The sequence below is a fragment of the Gottfriedia luciferensis genome (genome assembly GCF_001712755.1).
Taxonomy (GTDB): Bacteria; Bacillota; Bacilli; order Bacillales; family Bacillaceae_G; genus Gottfriedia; species Gottfriedia luciferensis_B.
The window spans coordinates 1-24,351 of the sequence record NZ_MDKC01000003.1 but is presented as its reverse complement, the minus strand read 5'-3'; the positions used below and the strand labels follow the sequence as shown (position 1 = coordinate 24,351).

General features: G+C 35.5%; 18 protein-coding genes, 1 rRNA gene and 1 riboswitch. Of the genes, 1 reads left to right on the top strand and 18 read right to left on the bottom strand.

Features of this window, described 5'->3' with window-relative positions; genetic code table 11:
• Positions 1-30: 30 nt before the first annotated feature.
• Genes ligA through BED47_RS04695 form a run of 3 tightly spaced genes read right to left on the bottom strand, consistent with a single transcriptional unit; the run spans position 31 to position 4,923 of the window.
• Positions 31-2,031, bottom strand: coding sequence for an NAD-dependent DNA ligase LigA (ligA, locus tag BED47_RS04705; RefSeq protein WP_069032655.1), 2,001 nt, complete (start codon positions 2,029-2,031; stop codon positions 31-33).
• Between the two features lie 16 nt (positions 2,032-2,047).
• The gene (pcrA, locus tag BED47_RS04700) at positions 2,048-4,225 is read right to left on the bottom strand and encodes a DNA helicase PcrA (RefSeq protein ID WP_069032654.1); all 2,178 of its coding nucleotides are present in this window, start codon (positions 4,223-4,225) and stop codon (positions 2,048-2,050) included.
• Positions 4,225-4,923: a heptaprenylglyceryl phosphate synthase gene (locus tag BED47_RS04695; protein ID WP_069032653.1), complete on the bottom strand. Its 699-nt coding sequence runs from the start codon at positions 4,921-4,923 to the stop codon at positions 4,225-4,227. Before BED47_RS04695 ends, pcrA begins: the two co-directional genes overlap by 1 nt.
• A 222-nt stretch (positions 4,924-5,145) precedes the next feature.
• Between BED47_RS04695 and BED47_RS04690 the strand changes: the two genes are divergently transcribed.
• Positions 5,146-5,403, top strand: a complete 258-nt coding sequence (locus BED47_RS04690; RefSeq protein ID WP_069032652.1) for a YgaP family membrane protein — start codon at positions 5,146-5,148, stop codon at positions 5,401-5,403.
• A gap of 109 nt (positions 5,404-5,512) precedes the next feature.
• Here the strand turns inward: BED47_RS04690 and purD are convergent, their stop codons facing one another.
• The 15 genes from purD to rrf all read right to left on the bottom strand — a co-directional run bounded on the left by purD (position 5,513) and on the right by rrf (position 24,319).
• Positions 5,513-6,778, bottom strand: coding sequence for a phosphoribosylamine--glycine ligase (gene purD, locus BED47_RS04685; protein WP_069032651.1), 1,266 nt, complete (start codon positions 6,776-6,778; stop codon positions 5,513-5,515).
• 19 nt (positions 6,779-6,797) lie between these two features.
• Positions 6,798-8,333 (bottom strand): bifunctional phosphoribosylaminoimidazolecarboxamide formyltransferase/IMP cyclohydrolase, encoded by a 1,536-nt coding sequence (purH, locus tag BED47_RS04680; protein ID WP_069032650.1) that lies wholly within the window; start codon positions 8,331-8,333, stop codon positions 6,798-6,800.
• A 49-nt stretch (positions 8,334-8,382) separates the two neighbouring features.
• Positions 8,383-8,946 carry a phosphoribosylglycinamide formyltransferase gene (gene purN, locus BED47_RS04675; RefSeq protein WP_056474733.1) on the bottom strand — a complete coding sequence of 188 codons (564 nt, stop codon included), beginning with the start codon at positions 8,944-8,946 and terminating at the stop codon, positions 8,383-8,385.
• Positions 8,946-9,983: a phosphoribosylformylglycinamidine cyclo-ligase gene (gene purM / locus BED47_RS04670; RefSeq protein WP_069032649.1), complete on the bottom strand. Its 1,038-nt coding sequence runs from the start codon at positions 9,981-9,983 to the stop codon at positions 8,946-8,948. The genes purN and purM overlap by 1 nt, the downstream gene beginning before the upstream one ends.
• Before the next feature lie 85 nt (positions 9,984-10,068).
• The gene (gene purF, locus BED47_RS04665; protein ID WP_069032648.1) at positions 10,069-11,481 is read right to left on the bottom strand and encodes an amidophosphoribosyltransferase; all 1,413 of its coding nucleotides are present in this window, start codon (positions 11,479-11,481) and stop codon (positions 10,069-10,071) included.
• On the bottom strand, positions 11,466-13,685 hold the full coding sequence (gene purL, locus BED47_RS04660; protein WP_069032647.1) for a phosphoribosylformylglycinamidine synthase subunit PurL: 2,220 nt from the start codon (positions 13,683-13,685) through the stop codon (positions 11,466-11,468). Before purL ends, purF begins: the two co-directional genes overlap by 16 nt.
• The gene (gene purQ / locus BED47_RS04655; protein WP_069032646.1) at positions 13,669-14,352 is read right to left on the bottom strand and encodes a phosphoribosylformylglycinamidine synthase subunit PurQ; all 684 of its coding nucleotides are present in this window, start codon (positions 14,350-14,352) and stop codon (positions 13,669-13,671) included. Before purQ ends, purL begins: the two co-directional genes overlap by 17 nt.
• Complete coding sequence (gene purS / locus BED47_RS04650; protein ID WP_069032645.1) at positions 14,349-14,603, bottom strand: phosphoribosylformylglycinamidine synthase subunit PurS; 255 nt, start codon at positions 14,601-14,603, stop codon at positions 14,349-14,351. The genes purQ and purS overlap by 4 nt, the downstream gene beginning before the upstream one ends.
• A complete protein-coding gene (gene purC, locus BED47_RS04645; RefSeq protein WP_069032644.1) occupies positions 14,591-15,313 on the bottom strand; it encodes a phosphoribosylaminoimidazolesuccinocarboxamide synthase in 723 nt (240 codons plus the stop codon). The genes purS and purC overlap by 13 nt, the downstream gene beginning before the upstream one ends.
• A gap of 114 nt (positions 15,314-15,427) precedes the next feature.
• Positions 15,428-16,723: an adenylosuccinate lyase gene (gene purB, locus BED47_RS04640; protein ID WP_069032643.1), complete on the bottom strand. Its 1,296-nt coding sequence runs from the start codon at positions 16,721-16,723 to the stop codon at positions 15,428-15,430.
• On the bottom strand, positions 16,720-17,868 hold the full coding sequence (purK, locus tag BED47_RS04635; RefSeq protein WP_069032642.1) for a 5-(carboxyamino)imidazole ribonucleotide synthase: 1,149 nt from the start codon (positions 17,866-17,868) through the stop codon (positions 16,720-16,722). The genes purB and purK overlap by 4 nt, the downstream gene beginning before the upstream one ends.
• Positions 17,865-18,350 (bottom strand): 5-(carboxyamino)imidazole ribonucleotide mutase, encoded by a 486-nt coding sequence (purE, locus tag BED47_RS04630; protein WP_069032641.1) that lies wholly within the window; start codon positions 18,348-18,350, stop codon positions 17,865-17,867. The genes purK and purE overlap by 4 nt, the downstream gene beginning before the upstream one ends.
• A 133-nt stretch (positions 18,351-18,483) precedes the next feature.
• Positions 18,484-18,585, bottom strand: a riboswitch (purine riboswitch).
• Between the two features lie 246 nt (positions 18,586-18,831).
• The gene (locus BED47_RS24325) at positions 18,832-22,350 is read right to left on the bottom strand and encodes a S8 family serine peptidase (protein ID WP_069032640.1); all 3,519 of its coding nucleotides are present in this window, start codon (positions 22,348-22,350) and stop codon (positions 18,832-18,834) included.
• A 497-nt stretch (positions 22,351-22,847) separates the two neighbouring features.
• Positions 22,848-23,945, bottom strand: coding sequence for a PRK06851 family protein (locus BED47_RS04620; RefSeq protein WP_069032639.1), 1,098 nt, complete (start codon positions 23,943-23,945; stop codon positions 22,848-22,850).
• Between the two features lie 258 nt (positions 23,946-24,203).
• Positions 24,204-24,319, bottom strand: a 5S ribosomal RNA gene (rrf, locus tag BED47_RS04615).
• Between the last annotated feature and the right edge of the window lie 32 nt (positions 24,320-24,351).

The window sequence follows — 24,351 nt, the reverse complement described above, 5'->3', positions numbered from 1 at the left end:
CATTAATCCGCCCTCTTGTTGATTGAACTATTATTGTGGTTGAAGCTCTTTAATCATTCTTTCTTCATCCCAAATCTCGATATTTAATTTACGTGCTGCATCTAATTTCGATCCAGCAGCCTCACCTGCAATGACTAAATCAGTACTCTTACTAACACTTCCTGCTACTTTTGCGCCGAGTGCTTCTAATTGCTTTTTAGCCTCACTTCTAGTCATCTGTTCTAGCTTACCAGTTAATACTACTGTTTTACCAGCAAAAAGAGAATCCATATTCATATTTTCTACTTGAATCCCTTTATACTCAGTATTTACTCCAACCGTTTGAAACGTTGAAATAAGTTCTTTTACTTCGTCTTGTGAAAAATAATCATTAATTGACTGGGCCATTTTAGAACCAATTTCATTAATTCCGGTAATTTCCTCAACCGCTGCTTCCATCAGTCGATCAATTGTTTGGAAATGCTGGGCTAATGTTTTTGCTGCTTTAGCTCCAACATGACGAATACCTAAACCAAATAATAATTTTTCAAGTGAATTTTCTTTAGAAGCTTGTATTGCAGAAATTAATTTATCTGCAGATTTTTCTCCAAATCGTTCAAGTGATAATAATTGTTCTTTCGTTAGAAGATAAAGATCTGTAAATGTCTTAATCAAATTAGCATCGAATAATTGCGCTACTACTCTTTCGCCTAAACCTTCGATATTCATTGCATCACGAGACGCAAAATGAATTAATCCTTCACGAATTTGAGATGGGCAGAAAGGATTTACACAACGTAGTGCTACTTCACCTGTGACTCTTATTAACTCATGATCACATGAAGGGCAGTGAGTTGGCATTGCAAAAGGCTGTTCATCACCAGTACGACGATCTAGTAGAACATTTACTACTTCAGGAATAATATCTCCAGCCTTGCGAATAACGACTGAGTCACCAATTCGAATGTCTTTTTCTTTAATTAAATCTTCATTATGAAGCGATGCACGTTTTACTACTGTACCTGCAACACGAACAGGTTCTAAAATTGCAGTTGGTGTTACTACACCTGTACGTCCAACACTTAATTCGATATCTACTAATTTTGTAACTACCTCTTCAGCTGGGAACTTAAATGCAATAGCCCATCTTGGTACTTTTGCTGTTGAACCTAACTTTTTCTGAATACTGTATTCATCCACTTTTATGACAATTCCATCAATCTCATAAGGCAATGATGGTCGTTTTTCTTTCCATTCCTCAACGTATTCAATTACTTCTTCAATTGTATGGCATGTTTTGCGGAAAGTATTTGTTTTAAATCCAAGTTTGTGAAGATAGTCCAATGCTTCGCTATGCTTTTGAATTGAAAATTCCTCGGCTGTAGGGAATCCATAAACGAAGAACGATAAATCTCTCTTTGCAACAATTTTCGGGTCAAGTTGGCGCAATGAACCTGCCGCTGCATTTCTTGGATTTGCAAATAATTCTTCCCCGTTCTTTTCACGCGATTCATTTACCTTTTCGAAGCTAGCTTTTGGCATGAATGCTTCACCACGAGCCTCTATTGTAATTGGCTCAGAAAGTCTTAATGGAATGGCTTTAATCGTCTTTAAATTATGCGTAATATCTTCTCCAACTGTACCATCACCACGAGTTGCACCTTTGACAAACAATCCATTTTCATATTGTAAGGAAACAGCTAAACCGTCTATTTTAAGTTCACAAACATAAGATACTCCCGCTGAATCCTGTCTAATTCTTTGGTCGAAATCTCTTAAATCTCCTTCATTAAACGCATTTCCAAGGCTTAACATAGGATGACTGTGAACGACTTTTTCGAACAAATCAATTGCCTGTCCACCTATACGTTGAGATGGAGAATCTGGTGTTAAAATTTCAGGATATTGTTCTTCCAATCCTATCAATTCATGTAATAGTAAGTCATACTCGGCATCTGGCACTGATGGCTGATCTAATACATAATACTCATAGTTGTATTGATTTAATTTTGTTCTTAGTTCTTCAATTCTATCAATGATTTTTTGATCCATGAGCTCTCCATCCCTTCTATGCTTTCGTAATAGGAGCAAATTTTGCTAATAAACGCTTAATACCAACTGGACTTGGGAATGCAATATCTAACTCCATTGCTTCGCCTTCTCCTTTTACACTTACAACTGTACCAATTCCCCATTTACCATGAGAGGCTTTATCTCCAACTCTCCAACCGAGTGACTCTCCACCTGTTGTTTTCATTGCCACTGCTGGTCTAGAAACTGCACGGCGCTCTGTTACTACTTTCTTATTAGCACGATCTAATAGTTCATCAGGAATTTCATTAATAAAGCGAGATTCTTGGTTTACACTAGTACGACCATAAAGTGTACGTGTTTGTGCATTCGTAATATATAAATCTTTTTCCGCACGTGTTATACCTACATATGCTAATCTTCTTTCTTCTTCCATTTCTTCTTCGTCCATTAAAGAACGACTATGCGGGAAAATACCTTCTTCCAATCCGATTAGAAAGACTACTGGGAACTCTAATCCTTTTGCAGAGTGAAGCGTCATAAGGATAACTTCATCCGCTTGTGACTCTTCTTTATCCGCTTGGTCGATATCAGATACTAATGCTAAATCAGTTAAAAATGATACTAAACTTTTATCCTCACTGCTTTCTTCAAAAGCATTTGTAACTGTTAAAAACTCTTCAATATTTTCGATTCTAGAAGCAGATTCAATAGTATTTTCATCTTTTAACACTTGGATATAACCTGTTTTATCAAGAACTTCCTCAACAAGCTCCGTAACTGATAAATAATCCAACATTTGCTGCCAGTTTTTCGCCATAGCATGGAAATCTCCAACTGCTTTCGTAATTTTTCCACTTAATCCAACGAAATCAATTTGCTCTAACGTATCAGATAAAGATAAGTCATTCATTATGCTATAGTTAATAATTTTATCTACAGACGCCGCGCCTACACCACGTTTTGGCACATTAATGATTCTTGAAAAACTGATCTCGTCATCTGGATTGGCAATAAATCTTAAGTAAGCAAGTATATCTTTAATCTCTTTACGATCATAGAACTTTACTCCGCCGACCATTTTATAAGGAATATTAGACTTAACTAAAACTTCCTCCATTGCACGTGATTGCGCATTCGTACGATAAAGAATAGCAACATCACCATATTGATGAACTCCTTCTTTTTTCCACTCGGCTAGCTTTCCAGCTACAAAATATCCTTCGTCCTGTTCTGAGGCAGCTCTAAAATAATGTATCGGTGTGCCTTGTCCATTTTCTGTCCAAAGCTTTTTCGCTTTACGGTTTGAATTGTTCGTAATAACCGCGTTAGCAGCATCAAGAATGGTTTGAGTCGAACGGTAATTTTGTTCTAACAGAATTACTTGTGCTTTATCATAATCTTTTTCAAATGAAAGAATATTAGAAATATCTGCTCCACGCCAGCGATAAATCGATTGGTCTGAATCACCTACCACGCAAATATTTTTGAATTGCTCGGCAAGTAATTTTACAATTTTATATTGGGCATGGTTTGTATCTTGATACTCATCCACGTGAATATATTGAAATTTTCGTTGATAATATTGTAATACTTCTGGAACGCGTTCAAACAAATTAATTGTCATCATAATTAGATCATCGAAATCTAAAGAATGGTTTTTACGTAGTCGATCTTGATAAGATGCATATATTTCTCCAACAACTTTTTCATATGGAGTAAAAGCATCTCTTGAATAATCTGTAGCAGTTTGTAGTTCATTTTTTACACTACTAATAGAACCTAAAATGCTACGTGGATCAAATTTCTTTGAATCTAAGTTTTTCTCTTTAAGGATATTTTTTATGACTGTTAATTGGTCAGTTGTATCTAATATAGAAAAGCTTCTATTGAAGCCAATACGATCAATATCTCTACGAAGAATTCGCACACACATTGAGTGGAATGTTGAAACCCAAATATCTTCTGCATCTTTTCCAACTAGATTAAATATACGCTCTCGCATCTCTCTAGCTGCTTTATTTGTAAATGTGATTGCAAGTATATTCCAAGGAGCAACACCTTTTTCGCCTAATAAATACGCAATTCGATGAGTTAGTACTCGAGTCTTACCTGAACCTGCTCCAGCCATAATTAATAAAGGACCATCAACCGTTTTAACGGCTTCTTTTTGCATTGGATTTAAACCTTGCAATAATTCTTCTGCTGTTTTCATTACTTCGTCGCTCCTTCTTTCACAGCTTTCACAGTAAGTAAAGCCTCTTGTAAGTTATCATATATAATGTTCCCAACAACAATCGTATCAGCAAATTGCTTCATCTCAATTGCTTGTTGAGCTGATGATATTCCCCCACCATAGAATAATTTCGTATTGTTTAATACTGTTGATACTTCTTCTACCACCTGGGGTGAACCATATGTGCCACTATATTCTAAATAAAAAATTGGTAATTTTAATAATTGCTCAGAAACTTCCGCATAAGCTACAATATCTTCTATTGAAAGATCTGTCACTGCACTTGTCAGCTTTGCAGCTTTACAATCTTCATTTAATATACAATAACCTTCCATCACCAATTCTTCAGCATGAACTAAATGAGCAAATTCTTTCATTGCTTGTTGATGCATTCCAATAATCCACTTTGGATCATTACTATTTAAAACTGTCGGGATAAAATAGAAATCATAACCTGGAGTTACGGCTTCAAGATTTGATACCTCTAAAATACATGGTACTGCATAGCGTCTTATTCTAACTAGTAAAGATATCGTAGCATCTAACGTTACATCGTCCGTTCCACCAACTAAAATTGCATCCGTTCCTGACTCACAAATTTTTTCTAATTCATCATCAGAGATTTCTTTGTTTGGATCTAATTTAAATATGTGATTCCATTGTGAATAATCGTACATTTTGTCCTCCGGAATTGTTTTTTAACATTAATATATCTATTTTTATTAAGTACTTTTTATCAAAAATATAAATGTATTGTATCTTATTAAAAAGGAAAAGTAACCCTACGTCCCCATTTTAAGTAATTAATGCTAATTGTTTCCTATGATATTGAAACAATTAAAGGGAAAAATGGTAAAGAGTGATGTAGTCACTGATACTTATTATAAGGGGAGTTTCTTTTGAGACCAAATATTAGCATTATAAATGCACTTATACGTATAACTGCTGGCTTAACAATTTTAGCTTACGGCACAGCAAAGCTCACACGCAGAAGATGTAGTAATTCTGTCATCATTTTAATCATAATCGGTGCCATGAAAGTTGCAGAGGGAGTATTACGTTTTTGCCCAATGACTGCTCTAGGTAAGAAATGTAAGATTATGGCAGATAAACACGACGAGGGAGATACATTCGAAGATTATATTCAACCTTCATAAAAGTAGTTTATCAAAAATGGAGTAGATTGTATAGATAAAAATAGAACACTAGTTCTTATTTTAACAAGAAATAGGGTCGTCATTAATCATAAATGACGACCCTTTCTTGCTAATTATTTACTTTAATTGCTTTATGCCCTATATCGTGGCGATAGAATAAACCTGTTGATTGAATCGTATCAATTTGCTTATATACATTTTCGCAAGCTTCATTAATGGAGCTTCCTTTATGTGCAATAATTAATACTCTTCCACCATTTGTAACATATTCATTATTTTCAAGCTTTGTACCTGCGTGGAAAACCATTGTTTCATTACTTACATTATTTAATCCAGATATTACAGCGCCTTTTTCAGGAACTTCAGGATATCCATTTGCAGCAAGTACAACTCCAACAACAGCTTCCTCTGACCATTCTAAATGGATTTCTTCTTCATTCAATATGCCTAATAACACTTCAGCTAACTCACTCTCTAAACGAGGCAATACAACTTCAGTCTCTGGATCTCCAAATCTTGCATTAAACTCGATTACTTTAGGTCCTTGGCTTGTTAACATTAAACCAGCATAAAGTATTCCAGTAAAATCCCTTCCTTCAGAAATCATTGCTTCTGCGACTGGTACTACTATTTCTTTTAAAGATTGTTCAACAACTGACTCTGAGATTTGTGGTACTGGCGAATAAGCACCCATACCACCCGTATTAGGTCCTTTGTCTCCATCATAAGCACGTTTATGGTCTTGAGCGATTACCATAGGATAAACCTTATTTCCGTTAACAAACGACATTAACGAGAATTCTTCGCCCTCCAAATATTCTTCAATTACTACAGATGCACTTGCATCGCCGTACTTTTCATCAAGTAGCATGTCATGAAGGCTTATGATTGCTTCTTCAATTGTCATCGCTACAACTACACCTTTACCAGCTGCTAAACCGTCAGCTTTAATAACGATTGGTGCACCAACTTTTTCAACATATGCTTTTGCTTCTTCAAAATTAGTAAATGTTTCATATGCTGCAGTCGGGATAGCGTATTTTTTCATTAAATCCTTTGTAAAGCTTTTACTTCCTTCAATAATTGCCGCTTCTTTAGTTGGACCAAATATCTTTAAATTAGCAGCACGAAAATCATTTACAATTCCGTTCATTAAAGGCACTTCAGGACCAACGATTGTTAAATCAATTTCTTCCTTTTTTGCAAATGCAATAAGTGCTTCATGGTCACTTTCATCAATATTGACAAGTGTTGCAACATCAATCATTCCATCGTTTCCTGGAGCAACAAATACGTCTGTTACGTTCTCCGATTGATTTACCTTCCAAGCAATTGTATGCTCACGGCCTCCGCGACCAATGACTAATACTTTCATCTTGTCATCTCCTTATTTCTTAATGTTTAAAGTGACGAACCCCTGTAAAGACCATTGCAATTCCATATTCATCAGCCTTTTTAATTGAATCTTCATCCTTGATTGATCCGCCCGGTTGAATAATTGCTGTAATACCAGCTTTAGCCGCTGCTTCTACTGTATCATTCATAGGGAAAAATGCATCGGAAGCTAACGCCGCGCCATTTGATTTTTCGCCAGCTTGTTCAATCGCGATTTTTGCAGCTCCAACACGGTTCATTTGACCTGCACCAACACCGATTGTCATATGATCCTTCGCTAAAACAATTGCATTTGATTTAACATGTTTTACAACTTTCCAACCTAATTTTAAATTCTCCCACTCTTCTTCAGTCGGTTGACGTTTTGTAGGAACTGTAATTGTTGCATCATCTAATCCAAATGTATCCATATCTTGACGTAATAAGCCACCATGAACTGTCGTTAATTTAGGTGCAAACGTAGGTTTAGTCTCTAAGTCTACTGTTAATAAACGTAAGTTCTTTTTACTAGTTAAGATTTCTAAAGCTTCTTCACTGAATGAAGGAGCGATAATAATTTCTAAGAATAATTCGTGCATTTTCTTAGCAGTTGCAGCGTCAACTTCACGGTTTGTCGCAATAATTCCTCCAAAAATTGAAACTGGATCTGCAGTATAAGCACGATCATAAGCTTCTTCAATTGTAGTGCCTTCGCCTACTCCACAAGGATTCATGTGTTTTACAGCGACAACAGCTGGATTTGAGAATTCTCGTACAATATTTAATGCTTCATTAGCGTCATTAATATTGTTATAAGAAAGCTCTTTACCATGTAATTGCTCTGCATAAGCAATAGACGAAACTGTTGGCATTGGAGCACGATAGAATGTCGCTTTTTGGTGAGGATTTTCACCATAACGTAAAGATTGTTTTAATTCGTAAGTAACAGTATAGCTCTCAGGATTTTCTTCTCCTACTTGCTCTGTTAAATAATTAGAAATTAATGAATCATAAGCTGCAGTATGACGGAAAACTTTAGCAGCTAATCGACGATTCGTATCAATAGAAACCGTATTATTTTCAGCTAACTCAGCTAGAATTACTTCATAATCTGTTGGGTCCACTACGACAGATACAAATTCATGATTTTTAGCTGCTGAACGAAGCATTGTAGGGCCACCGATATCGATATTTTCAATTGCATCTTCAAATGTAACATCAGGCTTCATGATCGTTTCTTTAAACGGATATAAGTTTACACAAACTAAATCTATTGGCTGAATACCTAACTCGTTCATTTGACGCATATGTTCTTCATTTGAACGAACACCTAGTAAACCTCCGTGAATTGAAGGATGTAATGTTTTTACACGACCATCCATAATTTCTGGAAAGTTAGTTACTTCTGAAATACCAATTACATTTAATCCAGCATCTTTTAATAAATTATAAGTTCCACCTGTTGAAATAACTTCAAAATCATGTTTAATTAATCCACTTACAAATTCAATAATCCCTTGTTTATCTGAAACGCTAACTAAAGCTCGTTTTTTCATGATATACATTCCCCTATCTAATCGATTTCATGCTCTATATCTAATCTAATTAACTAAACAATTTTTTTAGTGTTTGCACATATAAAACATGCTCGACACTATGAACCTTCTGCTCAAGAGACTCCTTAGAGTCTCCCTTTTCAATCAGAATTTCTTCTTGCGCAATAATTGGACCAGTATCCATTCCTTCATCGACATAATGAACCGTTACACCTGTCGATTCGACACCTGCTAGGAGAGCTTGTCCAATTGCGTCTTTTCCAGGAAATAATGGTAGAAATGAAGGATGAATATTTACTATTTTCCCAGGAAATGAGTCTAAAATTGTCGGACCAATCAATCTCATATAGCCAGCTAATACGATAAATTCGACATTTAACTCTTTTAGATGGGCAATAATTTCACCTTCATATTGCTCTTTTGATTCATAGTTTTTCGCTGAAAATATAAATGATGGTATATTTGCTTGCTTTGCTCGCTCGATACAAAATGCATTTGGACGATCACAAACAAGTAATTTCACTTCAGCATTCACTTCTCCGCTTAGAGTTGCATCAAGAATGGCTTGAAAGTTGCTACCATTTCCTGACGCAAATACGGCAATCTTCTTCATTACAGAGAACCTCCGCCAAAGGTTACACCTTCACCTGCTTTTGTTCGTCCGATAATAAATACTTTTTCTCCGTCTTCTTCTAATAGTTTAATAGTGTCATGGAAGTTCTCTTCACTAACCGCAAGAACCATACCAATACCCATATTAAAAATATTAAACATTTCTTCGCGCTTCAATTCACCAATCTCTTCTAATAAATCAAAGATTGGTTGGATTGGCCATGAACCGTAATCTATTTCTGCACCGATTCCTTCTGGAAGCATTCTTGGGATATTTTCAATAAACCCACCGCCAGTAATATGTGCCATACCTTTTACTTCAAACTTTTTTAGTACATTTAAGATTGGTTTTACATAAATTTTAGTTGGACGTAGTAGTTCTTCGCCTAAAGTATGACCTAATTTATCAATATGTTGATCAAGTGTTAAGCCACCTTTTTCTAATAAAACCTTACGAACTAGAGAATATCCATTACTATGGATCCCGTTTGATGAGATTCCTAATAAGATATCTCCTTCTTTAATGTTTTGACCTGTTACAAGCTTCGACTTGTCAGCAATTCCTACTGCAAAACCAGCAACGTCATATTCATCTTCTGGATACATACCAGGCATTTCTGCAGTTTCTCCTCCGACTAAAGCGCAGCCTGCTTGGACGCAGCCATCAGATACACCTTTTACAATTTGCTCAATTCGTTCAGGTACAGCCTTGCCCACTGCTAAGTAATCTAGGAAAAATAAAGGCTCCGCTCCTTGAACCACAATATCATTCACACACATCGCGACTGCATCAATGCCAATCGTATCGTGACGGTCCATTTGGAAAGCTAATTTTAATTTTGTTCCTACTCCATCTGTCCCTGATACAAGAACTGGTTCTTTATAGTTGAATTTGGAAAGATCAAACATTCCTCCAAATCCTCCTAATCCACCAAGAACTTCTTGACGCATTGTTTTTTGAACGTGTTTCTTCATTCTGTTCACTGCTTCATAGCCAGCTTCGATATTTACTCCAGCTTGTTTATATGCATTCGCCATGTGATGATTTCCCCTTTCAGTTCCTTATGAAAAGATTCAATTGAGAAGAGGCGGCGACTTTGCTCACCGCCTCTGTTTTTTACTATTAATTATGAGAATGTACTAACTCATTTTCATCATAGATTACTGTTGGATACTTCCCTGTAAAACAAGCAGTACATTGCCCTCTATTTGGTCCCTCATGATTTCGACCAATTGCATTTAATAATCCTTCTAAACTAATAAATTCTAATGAATCTGCACCAATTTCTTCGCAAATTTCTTCTATTGTATTAGTTGCAGCAATTAACTCTTCTCTTGTTGAAGTGTCAATACCGTAATAGCAAGGATTTTTCAATGGTGGTGCGCCAATACGAACATGAACTTCACTTGCACCTGCATCACGTAACATTTGTACGATTCGGCGGCTTGTCGTTCCACGAACGATTGAATCATCTACCATTACTACTCGTTTCCCTTCAACGATCGAACGAACTGGAGAAAGTTTCATCTTAACCCCTTGCTCTCTAAGTTCTTGAGAAGGTTGAATAAATGTACGAGCTACGTAGCGATTTTTAATCAATCCAAGTTCATATGGAATACCAGATTCTTCTGCGTAACCAACTGCTGCAGAAATACTTGAATCGGGAACACCGATTACTACGTCTGCTTCAACAGGAGCTTCATTAGCTAATACACGCCCCATATTTTTACGTGCGGCATGAACATTGATATTATCAATATTACTATCAGGACGAGAGAAATAAATATATTCCATGCTACAAATTGTGTGATTAACAGATGAAGTAAACTGATCAGTTTCCACTCCATTGTCTGAAATAATCAGTAATTCTCCCGGATTAATATCACGGATATATTTTGCTCCGACTACATCAAATGCACACGTCTCTGAAGCTACAACATAAGCGTCACCTAGTTTAGCTAACGCCAAAGGTCTAAAGCCATTTGGATCTAGTGCAACATACATTGCATCTTTTGTTAGAACTAAGTAAGCGAAAGCTCCTTTGATCATATTTAAAGATGCTTTAATGCTATCTTTTAATGGAGCAGAGCCATTACGTTTAATTAAATGAGCAAGAACTTCAGTATCAGAAGTAGTTTGAAAAATACTACCTTGCATCTCTAAGTCTTTACGTAATCTTGAAGCATTTACTAAATTACCATTATGAGCAAGAGCAATGCTTCCAGTATGCGATTGGAATAATAGAGGCTGAACATTTTCATAACCGCCTCCGCCTGCAGTTGCATAACGAACATGACCAATAGCAGCTTTTCCGTGTAAATCATTTAATTGACCTTTACTGAAAACCTCTGTTATTAAGCCAAGCCCCTTTGCACCTTCAAGTTCATTTCCATTCGTTACAACAATTCCAGCTCCTTCTTGGCCTCTATGTTGCAAACTATGAAGACCATAGTAGGAGATTTGGGCAGCATCAGTATGCCCCCAAATTCCAAATATTCCACACTCTTCGTTTAGTCCTTTTATTTCAGCAAGCATGGGATCGCCTCTTTCCAAGCTTGTTTCAGTTCCTCAACCGAAGCATGAAGAACTGTTTCATTGTTTTCATTACGAACTGTTACTGATGTTTCTTCTGTAACTGTACCGATTAACTTTGCATCTACTAATGCTTCGAATTGTTCTTTATGTTCAGGTTTAACTGAAAGTAAGAAACGTGATTGAGTTTCACTAAATAATGAAACTACTTCATTTCCTTCAATCGTAATCGTTGCACCAACTTCTGACGGACCAAATGTGCTTTCTGCAATCGCTACAGCTAAACCACCTTCAGAAATATCGTGTGCTGAAGCAACTACACCTGCTTGAATAGCAGCAAGAATTTGCTCTTGGCGACTAGATTCAACAGCTAAATCAATACTTGGTGCTTTACCAAAGATTTTGCCATTTAATAATTTTTGAAGCTCACTTCCACCGAATTCAGCTTCTGCTCCACCGATTACATAAATTAAATCGCCAGCAGTTTTAAAGTTTTGAGTCGTGATATGCTCGACGTCTTCAATTAGACCTACCATACCAACTACAGGAGTTGGGTAAACTGCTTCACCATTTGTTTCGTTATATAATGATACGTTACCACCGATTACAGGAGTACTTAATACATTACAAGCTTCACTCATACCATCTGTTGCTTTTTCTAACTGCCAGAAAATCTCAGGTTTTTCAGGATTTCCGAAGTTTAAGCAATCTGTAATTGCAAGTGGACGAGCTCCTGAACAAACTACATTACGAGCTGCTTCTGCTACTGCAATTTTCCCACCAACTTCAGGATCTAAATATAAGTAGCGTGCATTACAGTCAGTTGTCATTGCTAGAGCTTTTTTAGTATCACGAATTCTGATTACTGCAGCATCTGAACCTGGAGCAACTACTGTATTTGTACGAACCATATAATCATACTGACCGTAAACCCACTCTTTACTTGCGATTGTAGGTTGAGAAAGTAATTGTTTTAACGTTTCTTTTGAATCACTAATTTCAGGAATATAGTTTTCCATCGCTTGGAACTCACCATAATATGCAGGTTCAGTTGATGGCTTATGATATACTGGAGCTTCTTCAGCAAGAGCATCTACAGGTAATTCAGCTACAACCTCACCTTTATGAAGTAAGCGAAGCATCTTATCATCTGTAACGCGTCCTACAGAAACAGCATGTAAATCATACTTTTCAAATAAGTCTACGATTTCTTGCTCTCTACCTTTTTCTACAACTAGTAACATACGTTCTTGAGATTCAGATAGCATCATTTCGTAAGCTGTCATACCCGCTTCACGTTGAGGAACTAAATCAAGATTCATCTCAATTCCCATTCCTGCTTTTGAAGCCATCTCAGCAGATGAAGAAGTTAATCCAGCTGCGCCCATATCTTGAATACCAACAAGAGCATCATTTTGAACAACTTCTAAACATGCTTCAAGTAATAACTTTTCCATAAATGGATCGCCTACTTGTACCGCTGGGCGTTTCTCATCAGATGCATCAGATAACTCTTCAGAAGCAAAAGTTGCACCATGAATTCCGTCACGACCAGTAGAAGCACCAACGTACATTACTGTATTTCCAGCACCGTGCGCTTGACCTTTTTTAATATCTTTATGATTGATCAATCCAACACACATTGCATTTACTAAAGGATTGCCTTCGTAACATGGATCGAAGTTTACTTCTCCACCAACTGTTGGAATACCAATACAGTTTCCATATCCAGCAATACCTGCAACTACTTCTTCAAATAAATACTTAACTCTTGGAGTTTCTAATTCACCAAATCGTAAAGAATTTAGAAGTGCAACAGGACGTGCTCCCATTGAAAATACATCACGAATAATTCCACCTACACCAGTTGCAGCACCTTGGTATGGTTCAATTGCAGAAGGATGATTATGGCTTTCGATTTTAAATACTACAGCTTGCTCATCGCCAATATCAACAATACCTGCTCCTTCACCTGGTCCTTGTAAAACATGCTCACCGCTTATTGGGAATTTACGTAATAAAGGTTTTGAGTTTTTATAACTACAATGTTCAGACCACATTACTGAGAATAATCCAAGCTCTGTATAGTTCGGATTGCGACCAATAATTGATTTGACTAATTGAAACTCTTCATCAGTTAAGCCCATAGTGGCATAAATTCTATCATTTTCAATTTGAATTGGATTTGGCTCAAGAAGTAACGACATGGTTTTCCCTCCAGTTTCTTACAATCGAACGAAATAGTTGAAGTCCGTCTGCACTACCTAATAATGCATCAACTGCACGCTCAGGGTGTGGCATCATACCTAATACATTTCCTTTTTCATTAACAATTCCTGCGATATCATCTAAACTACCGTTCGGATTATTTTGATAACGGAAAATTATCTGATTATTATTTTTAAGTGATTCATATGTTTCTTGATCGCAATAGTAATTTCCTTCACCATGTGCGATTGGCACAGTAATTACTTGACCTTTTTCATAACCAGTTGTAAACATTGATTCATTGTTTTCAACAACAAGCTCAACTTGTTTACACATAAATTTTAATTTCTCATTACGTCTAAGAGTACCTGGTAGTAGACCTGCTTCAGTTAGGATTTGGAATCCATTACAAACGCCAAATACTGGTTTACCTTCAGCAGCAGCTTTCTTCACGGCATCCATCACGTTTGCAAAACCTGCAATTGCGCCAGAGCGTAAGTAATCTCCATATGAGAAGCCACCTGGTAATAAGATACCATCAAATTCATCTAAATTCGTTGAATCATGCCATACGTATTCTACTTCTTCGCCTAACTCATCTTTGATTGCATGATACATATCAACATCACAATTTGAGCCCGGGAACACAATTACTGCAAACTTCACTGTGCGACTACCTCCTCTACCTCATAACGGTAATCTTCAATTACGATGTTTGCTAATAACTTTTCACACATTTCTTTTACTGTAGTATCTAAATCTGCAACATTTTTATCAATTAATAATTCCATATATTTACCGATACGAACATCTTGAACTTCGCTAAAATTCATGCTATGAAGTGCATTTTTAACTGCATTTCCTTGTGGATCTAAAACACTTTCTCTTAATGTAACGAATACTCTTACTTTGAACATGATAATCCCCCTAAGCGTTTTAAAATTTCTTCGTATCCATCTGTTAAGTTACCTAAATCTCTACGGAATACATCTTTATCAAATTTTGCGTTTGTATCTTTATCCCATAATCGGCAAGTATCTGGTGAAATCTCATCTGCTAACAAAATTGTTCCATCATTTAATTTGCCAAACTCTAATTTAAAATCAACTAATCGAACATTACATGCATTAAACTGTTCTACTAGTACATCATTAACACGGAGAGCAATCTCTTTAATTGTTTCAAGATCTTCAGTTGTTGCTAGTTTAAGTGCAGCGATGTGATCTTCATTAATAATTGGATCACCTAAGTCATCACGTTTGTAATAAAACTCAATGATTGGCTTTTCTAACTTAACACCTTCATCTAAACCCATGCGTTTCGATAAGCTACCAGCAACGATATTTCTAACAACTACTTCAATTGGTACAATTGTTACTCGTTTTACAAGTTGTTCAAGTTCTGATGTTTTTTCTACGAAATGAGATGCAATACCTGATTCCATTAACTTTGAAAATAGTAAACTAGTAATTGCATTATTCAAGCGACCTTTACCGGCAATTTCTGCTTTCTTTTCACCGTTAAATGCAGTTGCTGAATCTTTGTACACAACTCTTACAATTTCAGGATTCTCAGTTGAGAAAATTCTTTTTGCTTTTCCCTCATATAACATTACTTGCTCTGCCATGCTAACAATGCCTCCCATATCCTCATTTAAACACCCAATAGATTTCTGCTTTATCTGTTATTTGAATTGTTTGGCTAAGAATTTTTTTCTCTAATCTTAGCCAAACAATATTTATTAATTTAATCCTAAGCGTTCAAAAATTGTATCGACTTGACTTAAGTGGTAGCTGTAGTCAAAGCAATCATTAATTTCTTCTTGAGATAATAAAGAAGTAATTTTTTCTTCTGCTTCTACAAGCTCTTTAAACTGAACTTGAGTTTCCCAAGCTTCCATTGCTTTTGGTTGAACAGTATCATAAGCCTCTTCACGTGACATTCCTTTTTCAATTAAAGCAAGAAGTACACGTTGAGAATAAATTAATCCGTAAGTACGATCCATGTTACGTTTCATATTCTCAGGGAATACTGTAAGGTTTTTAACTATATTTCCAAATCGATTTAACATGTAATTTAAAAGAATTGTTGCATCTGGTAAGATGATTCTTTCTGCAGATGAATGTGAGATATCTCTTTCATGCCAAAGTGATACATTTTCATAAGCCGTTACCATGTGACCTCTAATTACACGAGCTAAACCTGTCATGTTTTCAGATCCAATTGGATTACGTTTATGTGGCATTGCAGAAGAGCCTTTTTGACCTTTTGCAAAGAATTCTTCAACTTCACGTGTTTCACTTTTTTGTAATCCACGTACTTCAGTTGCAAACTTTTCAATTGAAGTTGCAATTAAAGATAATGTTGCCATGTAGTGAGCATGACGATCACGTTGTAAAGTTTGAGTTGAAATTGGAGCTGCTTGAATTCCTAACTTTTCACAAACATATTCTTCAACAAATGGAGGAATATTTGCGTAAGTTCCAACAGCGCCTGAGATTTTACCTACTCGAACTGTTTCAATCGCATTCTTAAATCGCTCTAAGTTACGTTTCATTTCTTCAGTCCATAATGCAAGTTTTAAACCAAAAGTAGTTGGTTCTGCATGTACACCGTGAGTACGTCCCATCATTACTGTGTACTTATGTTCTTTAGCTTTCGTTTCAAGAATTCCAATGAAATTCTCTAAATCTTTTAATAAGATATCATTTGCCTGACGTAGTAAGTATGAAAGTGCCGTGTCTACTACATCTGTTGATGTTAAGCCATAATGTACCCATTTACGTTCGTCGCCTAATGTTTCAGAAACTGCACGTGTAAATGCAACTACGTCATGACGTGTTTCTTTTTCAATTTCATAAATTCGGTTTATATCGAAAGAAGCTTTTTCTCGTAACACCTTTACGTCTTCTTTAGGAATATCTCCTAATTCAGCCCATGCTTCACATGCTAAGATTTCAACTTCTAACCAAGCTTTAAATTTGTTTTCTTCTGTCCAAATTGCTGCCATTTCTGGGCGTGAATAACGTTCAATCATATTTTTACCTCCACCGGGTTTTGTTCCCAAATCCCTAACTCTTGTACTTTTTGCATCGCTAGTTCTGTTGATGCTGCCATTATATTAATATGTCCCATTTTACGGCCATTTTTGCTTTCTTCTTTACCATAAAGATGGACATTTAATGTACTATCATTTTGCATTACTTTCAATACTTCTTCAACATGTTCACCTAATATATTCACCATTACAACTGGTTTTAGTAATTCCGTATTCCCTAATGGTAAATTACAAACCGCTCGAATATGCTGCTTAAATTGTGAAGTTTCAACTGCCTCCATTGTATAGTGTCCTGTATTATGTGGACGCGGAGCTAATTCATTAATATAAACTTGCTCATCTTCTGTTACAAATAACTCAATTGCTAAAACACCTACAAGATGAAATGAGCTAGCTACTTTTTTTGCATAGCTTTCTGCTGTTTCTATTACTAATTTTGAGGTATTTGCCGGTACAGATGAAGTATGCAAAATTTGATTTATATGAACATTCTCTGCTATTGGAAACGTACTTACCTCTCCATTACTATTTCTTGCGACAATTATTGACAATTCTTTTTCAAAAGGAACCCAGCCCTCAAGAATACATTGCTGTTTTTTAACAAGTTCTAACGCTTCAACAAAGTCTTCTTCAGATCTTAAAACAACTTGCCCTTTTCCGTCATAACCACCTGTTGTCGTTTTCAATACAGCTGGTAAACCTATTTTCGTAACTGCTTCAGAAAATTGCTCTTCATTTTCTACTAGTCGAAATGGAGCAACCTTAATGCCTAAATTTTGAATAGCTGTTTTTTCAGTTAATCTATTTCTTGTTAGCTTTAATAACTCACTACCTTGAGGTAAATAAGAATGTTCATCTAAATACTCAAGTGCGTTTACATCTATATTTTCAAATTCATATGTTATAACATCACTTACTTTCGCAAGCTGTTTTATTGCTTCTATATTAGAATACTCAGCCGTAATCTCTATATCAGATACTTGCCCACAAGGCGAGTTTGGAGTAGGATCTAAAACAGCTATTTTATAGCCCATCTCTTTCGCTGAAAGCGCCATCATTCTTCCAAGTTGGCCTCCACCGATGATTCCTATTGTTTGTCCTGGTAGAATTACTTTGCTATTCATAGTGACTCACTGCTTTCTAGAACTTGTTTAGTAGTGTTTTCACGACGAGTTTCTAATGCTAAATAAACTTCTTGATCTTGGATACTTAATACTTGAGCTGCAAGTAAGCCTGCATTCGTCGCACCTGCTTTACCAATTGCAACAGTCGCAACAGGTACTCCACCTGGCATTTGTACAATTGATAATAATGAATCTAATCCATTTAAAGCTTTTGATTGTACTGGTACACCAATTACTGGAAGTGTCGTTTTTGCTGCTACCATTCCTGGTAAGTGAGCAGCCCCGCCTGCACCTGCAATAATTACTTTAATACCACGTTCTCTAGCTGATTCTGCATACTCAAACATTAAATCTGGTGTACGATGTGCCGAAACAACTCGTTTCTCATAGTTGATATTCAACTCTTCTAACACATCACAAGCATGTTTCATTGTTTCCCAATCACTTGTACTCCCCATAATGACACCAACCACCGGTTTCATCTGCTTATCCCCCAAGTTTATTCGCTATTTTTTTATGTTTATCATAAATTTTAAACAAAAAACGCCTAAATAGATTTATCCCTCTATGGTGAGGAAAGATAATCTACTTAGGCGTATACTTAAATACGTACACGTGTGATTAACTTCCCCTCATAGTCCAGTAATTTAAGGTTACTAGGTAGAAACTTTTGGGCCATATTCCCAAACTTATATGAGGTTTGCTAAATTTCCTATCTCTATAGTATCAATTTATAACTCTTTTTTCAATAAAATATGAATGTTTTTCTTAAAAAATATTTTAATGTTCGTGTTTTGCTCGGTTTTTTACATTCTATGATGTCTATTTTTATTAAATTACTGATAGCAACTATAATGTTTTTATTTCTTATTCGGATTTTTACAACGAATGAATCATTGAAAAACAAAAAAACTATCTATCCCTATAATAATTGGGAAAGATAGCTTTTTCAATTATTGACTTTTATTGAAGAACTGTTACTTTAGTCGGAGTTGAAGTTACTTTGAATCCATCTTTTGTTGTGACATCAGCAGAGATGTAATACGTACCGTTTGGTAAGTCTGATTTTGGCATCCACTTTGTATGAATTTCTTTTTCATTTTTATATTCGAAAGTATCTACTATATTTCCACTTGCATCTTTTACATTGAACTTCCAATCTACTCTGTTTTGAGCAAAGAAGTCGACTGATGCTACTCTATTTTTACTTATATTGTTAGTCGGATATACGCTACCGTTTGAAAGAACCATCCATTCACTCATATATTTTGAACTTTGATCGCCCCAAGTTGTGTATGAGTGATTAAATGCGTTGTCAGCTCCACCAATAACAATGCTCTTAGGTTCAACGTTAACTATCATTGATTGCGCTGCTCCTGGTGTATAGTAGTTACCGTTGACCCAAACCATTGATGCAGCATATCCACTATCATCATCTGTACCCTTCCAGGAAATTTCATACTTACCACCATCTTTAGGAGTAACTTTAATATCTGTGACTTTAGGTAGTACTGAATCAACTTTTACTGGCATTTTCACTTCTTGAGGTTTTGCACCTGGATAATCTAAAGTTGTTCGGATAACATATTTATAATCCCCGTCTGGAACAAATTCTCCTGACTCATCTTTCATGTCCCAAGCATAAAGTTCATTATAACTTGTATCTCCAAACGACATGACATTTTTCCTGAATTTATATGGAGTTCCGTTAAATTCACTAAAATCACCTAAATATTTAACCACTTTACCATTTTGATTTTCAATATACATTTCTGTTTTTGCTAAATTCCGTAATGCTGTAAATGAAGAATAAATTCCATTTAAATGGAAGTTTGGTGATATGGCAATTTTGCTAAGATCAAATGTACCCGTTGTAGAATTATATCCTTTAGGATAACGTTCTGAAGTTCCATCCCAAAGAGCTGTGTATCCTAAAAATGCATCTTTTTCCCATGCAGGAGCATCAATATTTCTTGGTTCATCCCATTTTCCATAAAAGCCCATGTAAGGAACTGAAATTGGTACAGCCTTATCTTCGTCTTTTGCCACCGGAACTAATCGCACGAATCCTTCAACAAAACTATTTTTCGCTAATGATTCTGGTAGATTTACATTAATTGTCAGCATCTTTGACTGACCTGGCTTTATTTTAAGCAACGAGCCATCTTTATAAGTTACTTTATTATCATTTACTGTAATCGCTGCACCGTCAATGCGTTCACTAGTTAAAGTTAAATAATCCTTAGAATCAAGTGTGCCATCACTGTCTAAGTCAAATTGCTTCGTTTCTGTTTTATCTTTTAACAAATCTACGTATACATTGTATTCGATATCAGCACTATTATTTTTTCCTTTAGGAGCATCAAATGCATCTACATTTAGTTTAAAGCTTGTGTTTTGTCCAATTTCTTTTAAAGCTACTGCACCAGCTTGCTCTAATGGTGTATTTCTACTTGTAACAACGACTGGGGTATTGATTGCATTTTGTATTTGCATTAAACCAGAGCCTTGTACGCGAGGCGAATACGGAACTTCTCCATTTGTTTTTGGATCCATTACAATTTTTGATGTGTTCATTAAAGCAATTTTTGCTTTTAAAGCTGTATTCTCTGAATGTTGTAATCCTTTTTCATAAAGTGACTGTAATACTAACGCAGAACCACCTGCAACATGAGGAGTTGCCATTGATGTACCACTCATTACTTCATAATCATTTCCAGGTACAGTTGAATAAATATTACCACCTGGAGCAGACATTTCTGGTTTAAAATCTAATGTACTTGGAGCTCCATATGATGAAAAATAAGACATCGTATCTTTAATTGGGTTATCAATCCAAGTATCTCCGGCAAGTTTCATTTTTACAACTTGATTATTAGATAACTTATCGATTAATTCTTGTCCTACAGCTTTACCAGTTGTTGCAGCTGGTATAGAAGTAACCGCAAATTTCATATATGGATAATCACCCATACTAGTAGGTGGAACGACAATAACAGCCTTTGCTTTATATTTCGCGGCATTAAATTGAACAAACGAATATGATGTATATTGATTATTCATTTTTGCTACAACAATTTTACCTTCAACATTTTTTGTACTAAAATCAGTAAGCTTTGATCCTTCACCTACATAAACCATTTCATACTCTTGACCTGGGGTTAAGTTTTTAGATAGTTTAAAGTTTTTACTTGGTGCAAACATAGTTTGGTCTTGGAAAGGTAGTTTAAATCCATTAGCATCACCTAGAGTATTTAAATGCATTTTTGTATTTTCATAAGAAGCAACTGATAAAGCATATGGACTTACTCCGGGTGCACCTACTGTTCCAATATCCGGATTATCTGCATATGGCTGCATTGCTGAAGGATATAATAATCCATGCTTTGTACTATATGATGAGTTACCAGCTGCAACTACAACAAGCGTACCTTGTTCAGTTGCTAAACGAATTGCTTTTTGAACCGGATCAAAATCCTCACCCACGAAACCTGCATCAACACCTAAACTCATATTGATTACATCAGCACCCATTGTAACTGCATGCTCTATACCTGCGATAATGTCATCCTCATAAGCACCACCTGCTGTATCGGAGAATACTTTCTCAGCCAATAATTGCGTTCCAGGAGCGATTCCTTGAACACCGCCAGTCGCATCGTTACCATTTGCACCAACCGTACCTGCTACATGCGTACCGTGTGGACTTCCATCGCCTCTAGGAATAACATCTGTATCATGATCAGCCCAATCATAGCCTGTTGGTACTTTATCTGTGTACCAAACATCATTTACAGATGTAGCATCTAGTTTACCTTTAATTCCACTTTGAGTTAATTTCTCTTTTTGTTTACCCTTTTCAGTCAAAGTCATATCCTTATGAGTATAATCGATACCAGAGTCTACAACTGCTACAAGTAAACCTTCTCCTTGATAACCATATTGATTCCAAACTTTTTGTGCTTGTACTAACTCTTTACTTGCAGCCATCGTTTCGTGGAATGTTCTTGCCACGCTTACGTTCATTACACCAGGAATCGATTTAATCTCTTTTAAATTTTGATATTCCGTCTCCACACTAAATCCATTGAACCCTTCAAAAAAGCGTTGTTTTAATTTAGGTGAATTTGATTTATCCTTATTATTTTTTGTAATTTCTTCGATTACTTTGTCTTGCTTTTCTTTAAATAGAGATTTTTTGTTTACTGTAGAAGTTTCGGAAGTTGATGGTTGTTCAATTTCTACAATAAATCGAACTTTATCTGTAGGTTTATAAGTTTTCTCAGAAACTTCTTTTTGGTTATCTTTATATAAGTCTCCTTTACCATTAGGACTTTGGTCTAGTAATTGAGGTACTTGATCCTCAACCGCTTGAGTTGTTGAATCATTATTTTCAGCAAGTGCTGTATAAGATGAGAAAATCAAAGATGAGATTGCCACTGAAGTCATTACTTTAAACGGTATAATTTTAGTGAATTTCATTTATTCCTCTCCTTTTTGCGAATGTATTGATTCGAGTATGTATTTGCTTTAATACTATGATTAAGAGGTTAGTAGTTTAATAAATATAGAATGAGATCAATTTGGGTTAAACCTAAGCCCTTACCATTAAGTAAGAAAATAAAATACAATTTAAATGTACATTCAACATATAACGAAGTAAATTGGGGGAAATTCTTATGAAATGAAGTGCCTTTTTTCTACAAATAATTACAAAAAAATTTTATAATGGTATTCTTAGTTGTAAAAATGATAAATAATAAGACGAAAAATCTAATAAAGCGTCGAATTTTTTTTATTAAATAGATTAATTTAAAACTTGATTTGTGAAAATATAAAGAAAATTCAATTTATTTAATCCATCTTCTCGAATACCTCAGTAAAAAATGATTAGAAAGTACTAATAGTTTTATAATGAATCTCTTCCAAAATAAAAAAGGCGCACCAATGTGGTTACACCTTTTCCAAATTATAAAACCTTAATTATTAATCATACTTTCAATTTCCTCTATCAATTCAGACTGTATTTTTTCAACTTTTGAAAAGTCCATAGCACTTATATAAATCGCTTCTAATTCGTCTCTAAGGACTTTAGCTTCCGCCAAATACGATATTGCTTCTTTCATTTTATCTTTATAAGAATTAGTTGTTCTTTCTATTTCAGTGGCGTATTTCTCATCTGTTCCTGGCGTAATACATCTTTCGTACATATCAATAATTTCGTCATTTTCACGATCGGGAAAATATTCATGTGGTGCTGTACTGTCAAAGATCGCAATTCCTTTTTCTGGAATAATTACCATGTCAAGACTGTTTGGATCAAATCCACAATGATATATCTCTACATCAAAGCCTCTCTCTTCTCCTGCAGCTGCTATCTTCTTTAACATTGTTGATTTCCCAGAACCAGCTCTACCTTTAATAAAATATCGCTTTTCGATTTCTTCTGTTAAATTTTGAATATAATCAACCGCACCACTTGGAGTTGCTGCACCTAAAAATCTATGTTTTACTTTGGAGTCTTTTTCAGTATTATTGTCATTACCATAAAATAACGCTATCAATTCGTCAGTCAGTTTATTAGCTTCTAAAAAGTCCATATTGGAAATATAAATTTCTTCAATCTCATCATGAGCCCTTAATGAAGCCGCAAATGTGTTATATGCTGTTTGAAACTTCTTAGAAATTTCAGCATTTAGAGATAGTATTGCTTCCTTGTGTACGGATAATTTCTTAGAATCCCAAGCAACACCTAAATTCACATATTCCTCAATAACGCCTGGAGCTTTTGGTTTAATTACATGTGGTGCTGTTCCGTCCACTATACCTATTTGAAATTTCGGGATAATTAAGCCATCAACTGAATTGGTATCTGAAGAACAATGTAAAAATTCAATATCGATTCCTTTATTTACAATCAATTCTCCAATTGTTTTCATTAAAGTTGATTTCCCAGTACCTGGACCACCTTTTAGAATGAATAGTTTATCTAAATCCTCTAAAGCTGAGTCATAGAGATTATAAAACCCTTTTGCAGTATTACCTCCTGCATAATAATTGAGTATTTTTCCTCTCATCTTTTTCCCTCCATTCAATCTAGGTTATGTAGATTTATATTTAAGGGTGTTTGCCCAGCATTAATATTATTGTTTACTTTATTTATTTTTAGCAAAAGTAAAGTAACCTTTTTATTTTTATCGGAACTTGTTGGTGATTCTTAAGTTTGTCTTTTAGACTTCAGATTTATTCTCTCGATACGTAAAGTCATGATAAGTACTGACATTTCCATATTTGAACACAAAAAAACATCAGCCTAATAGCTGATGTTTTTGATTACCAGGCGACGTTCTACTCTCACAGGGGGAAACCCCCAACTACCATCGACGCTGAAGAGCTTAACTGCCGTGTTCGGTATGGGAACGGGTGTGACCTCTTCGCAATAATCACCTGATTATAATTGAGTTGTACTTCGTACCCTCAAAA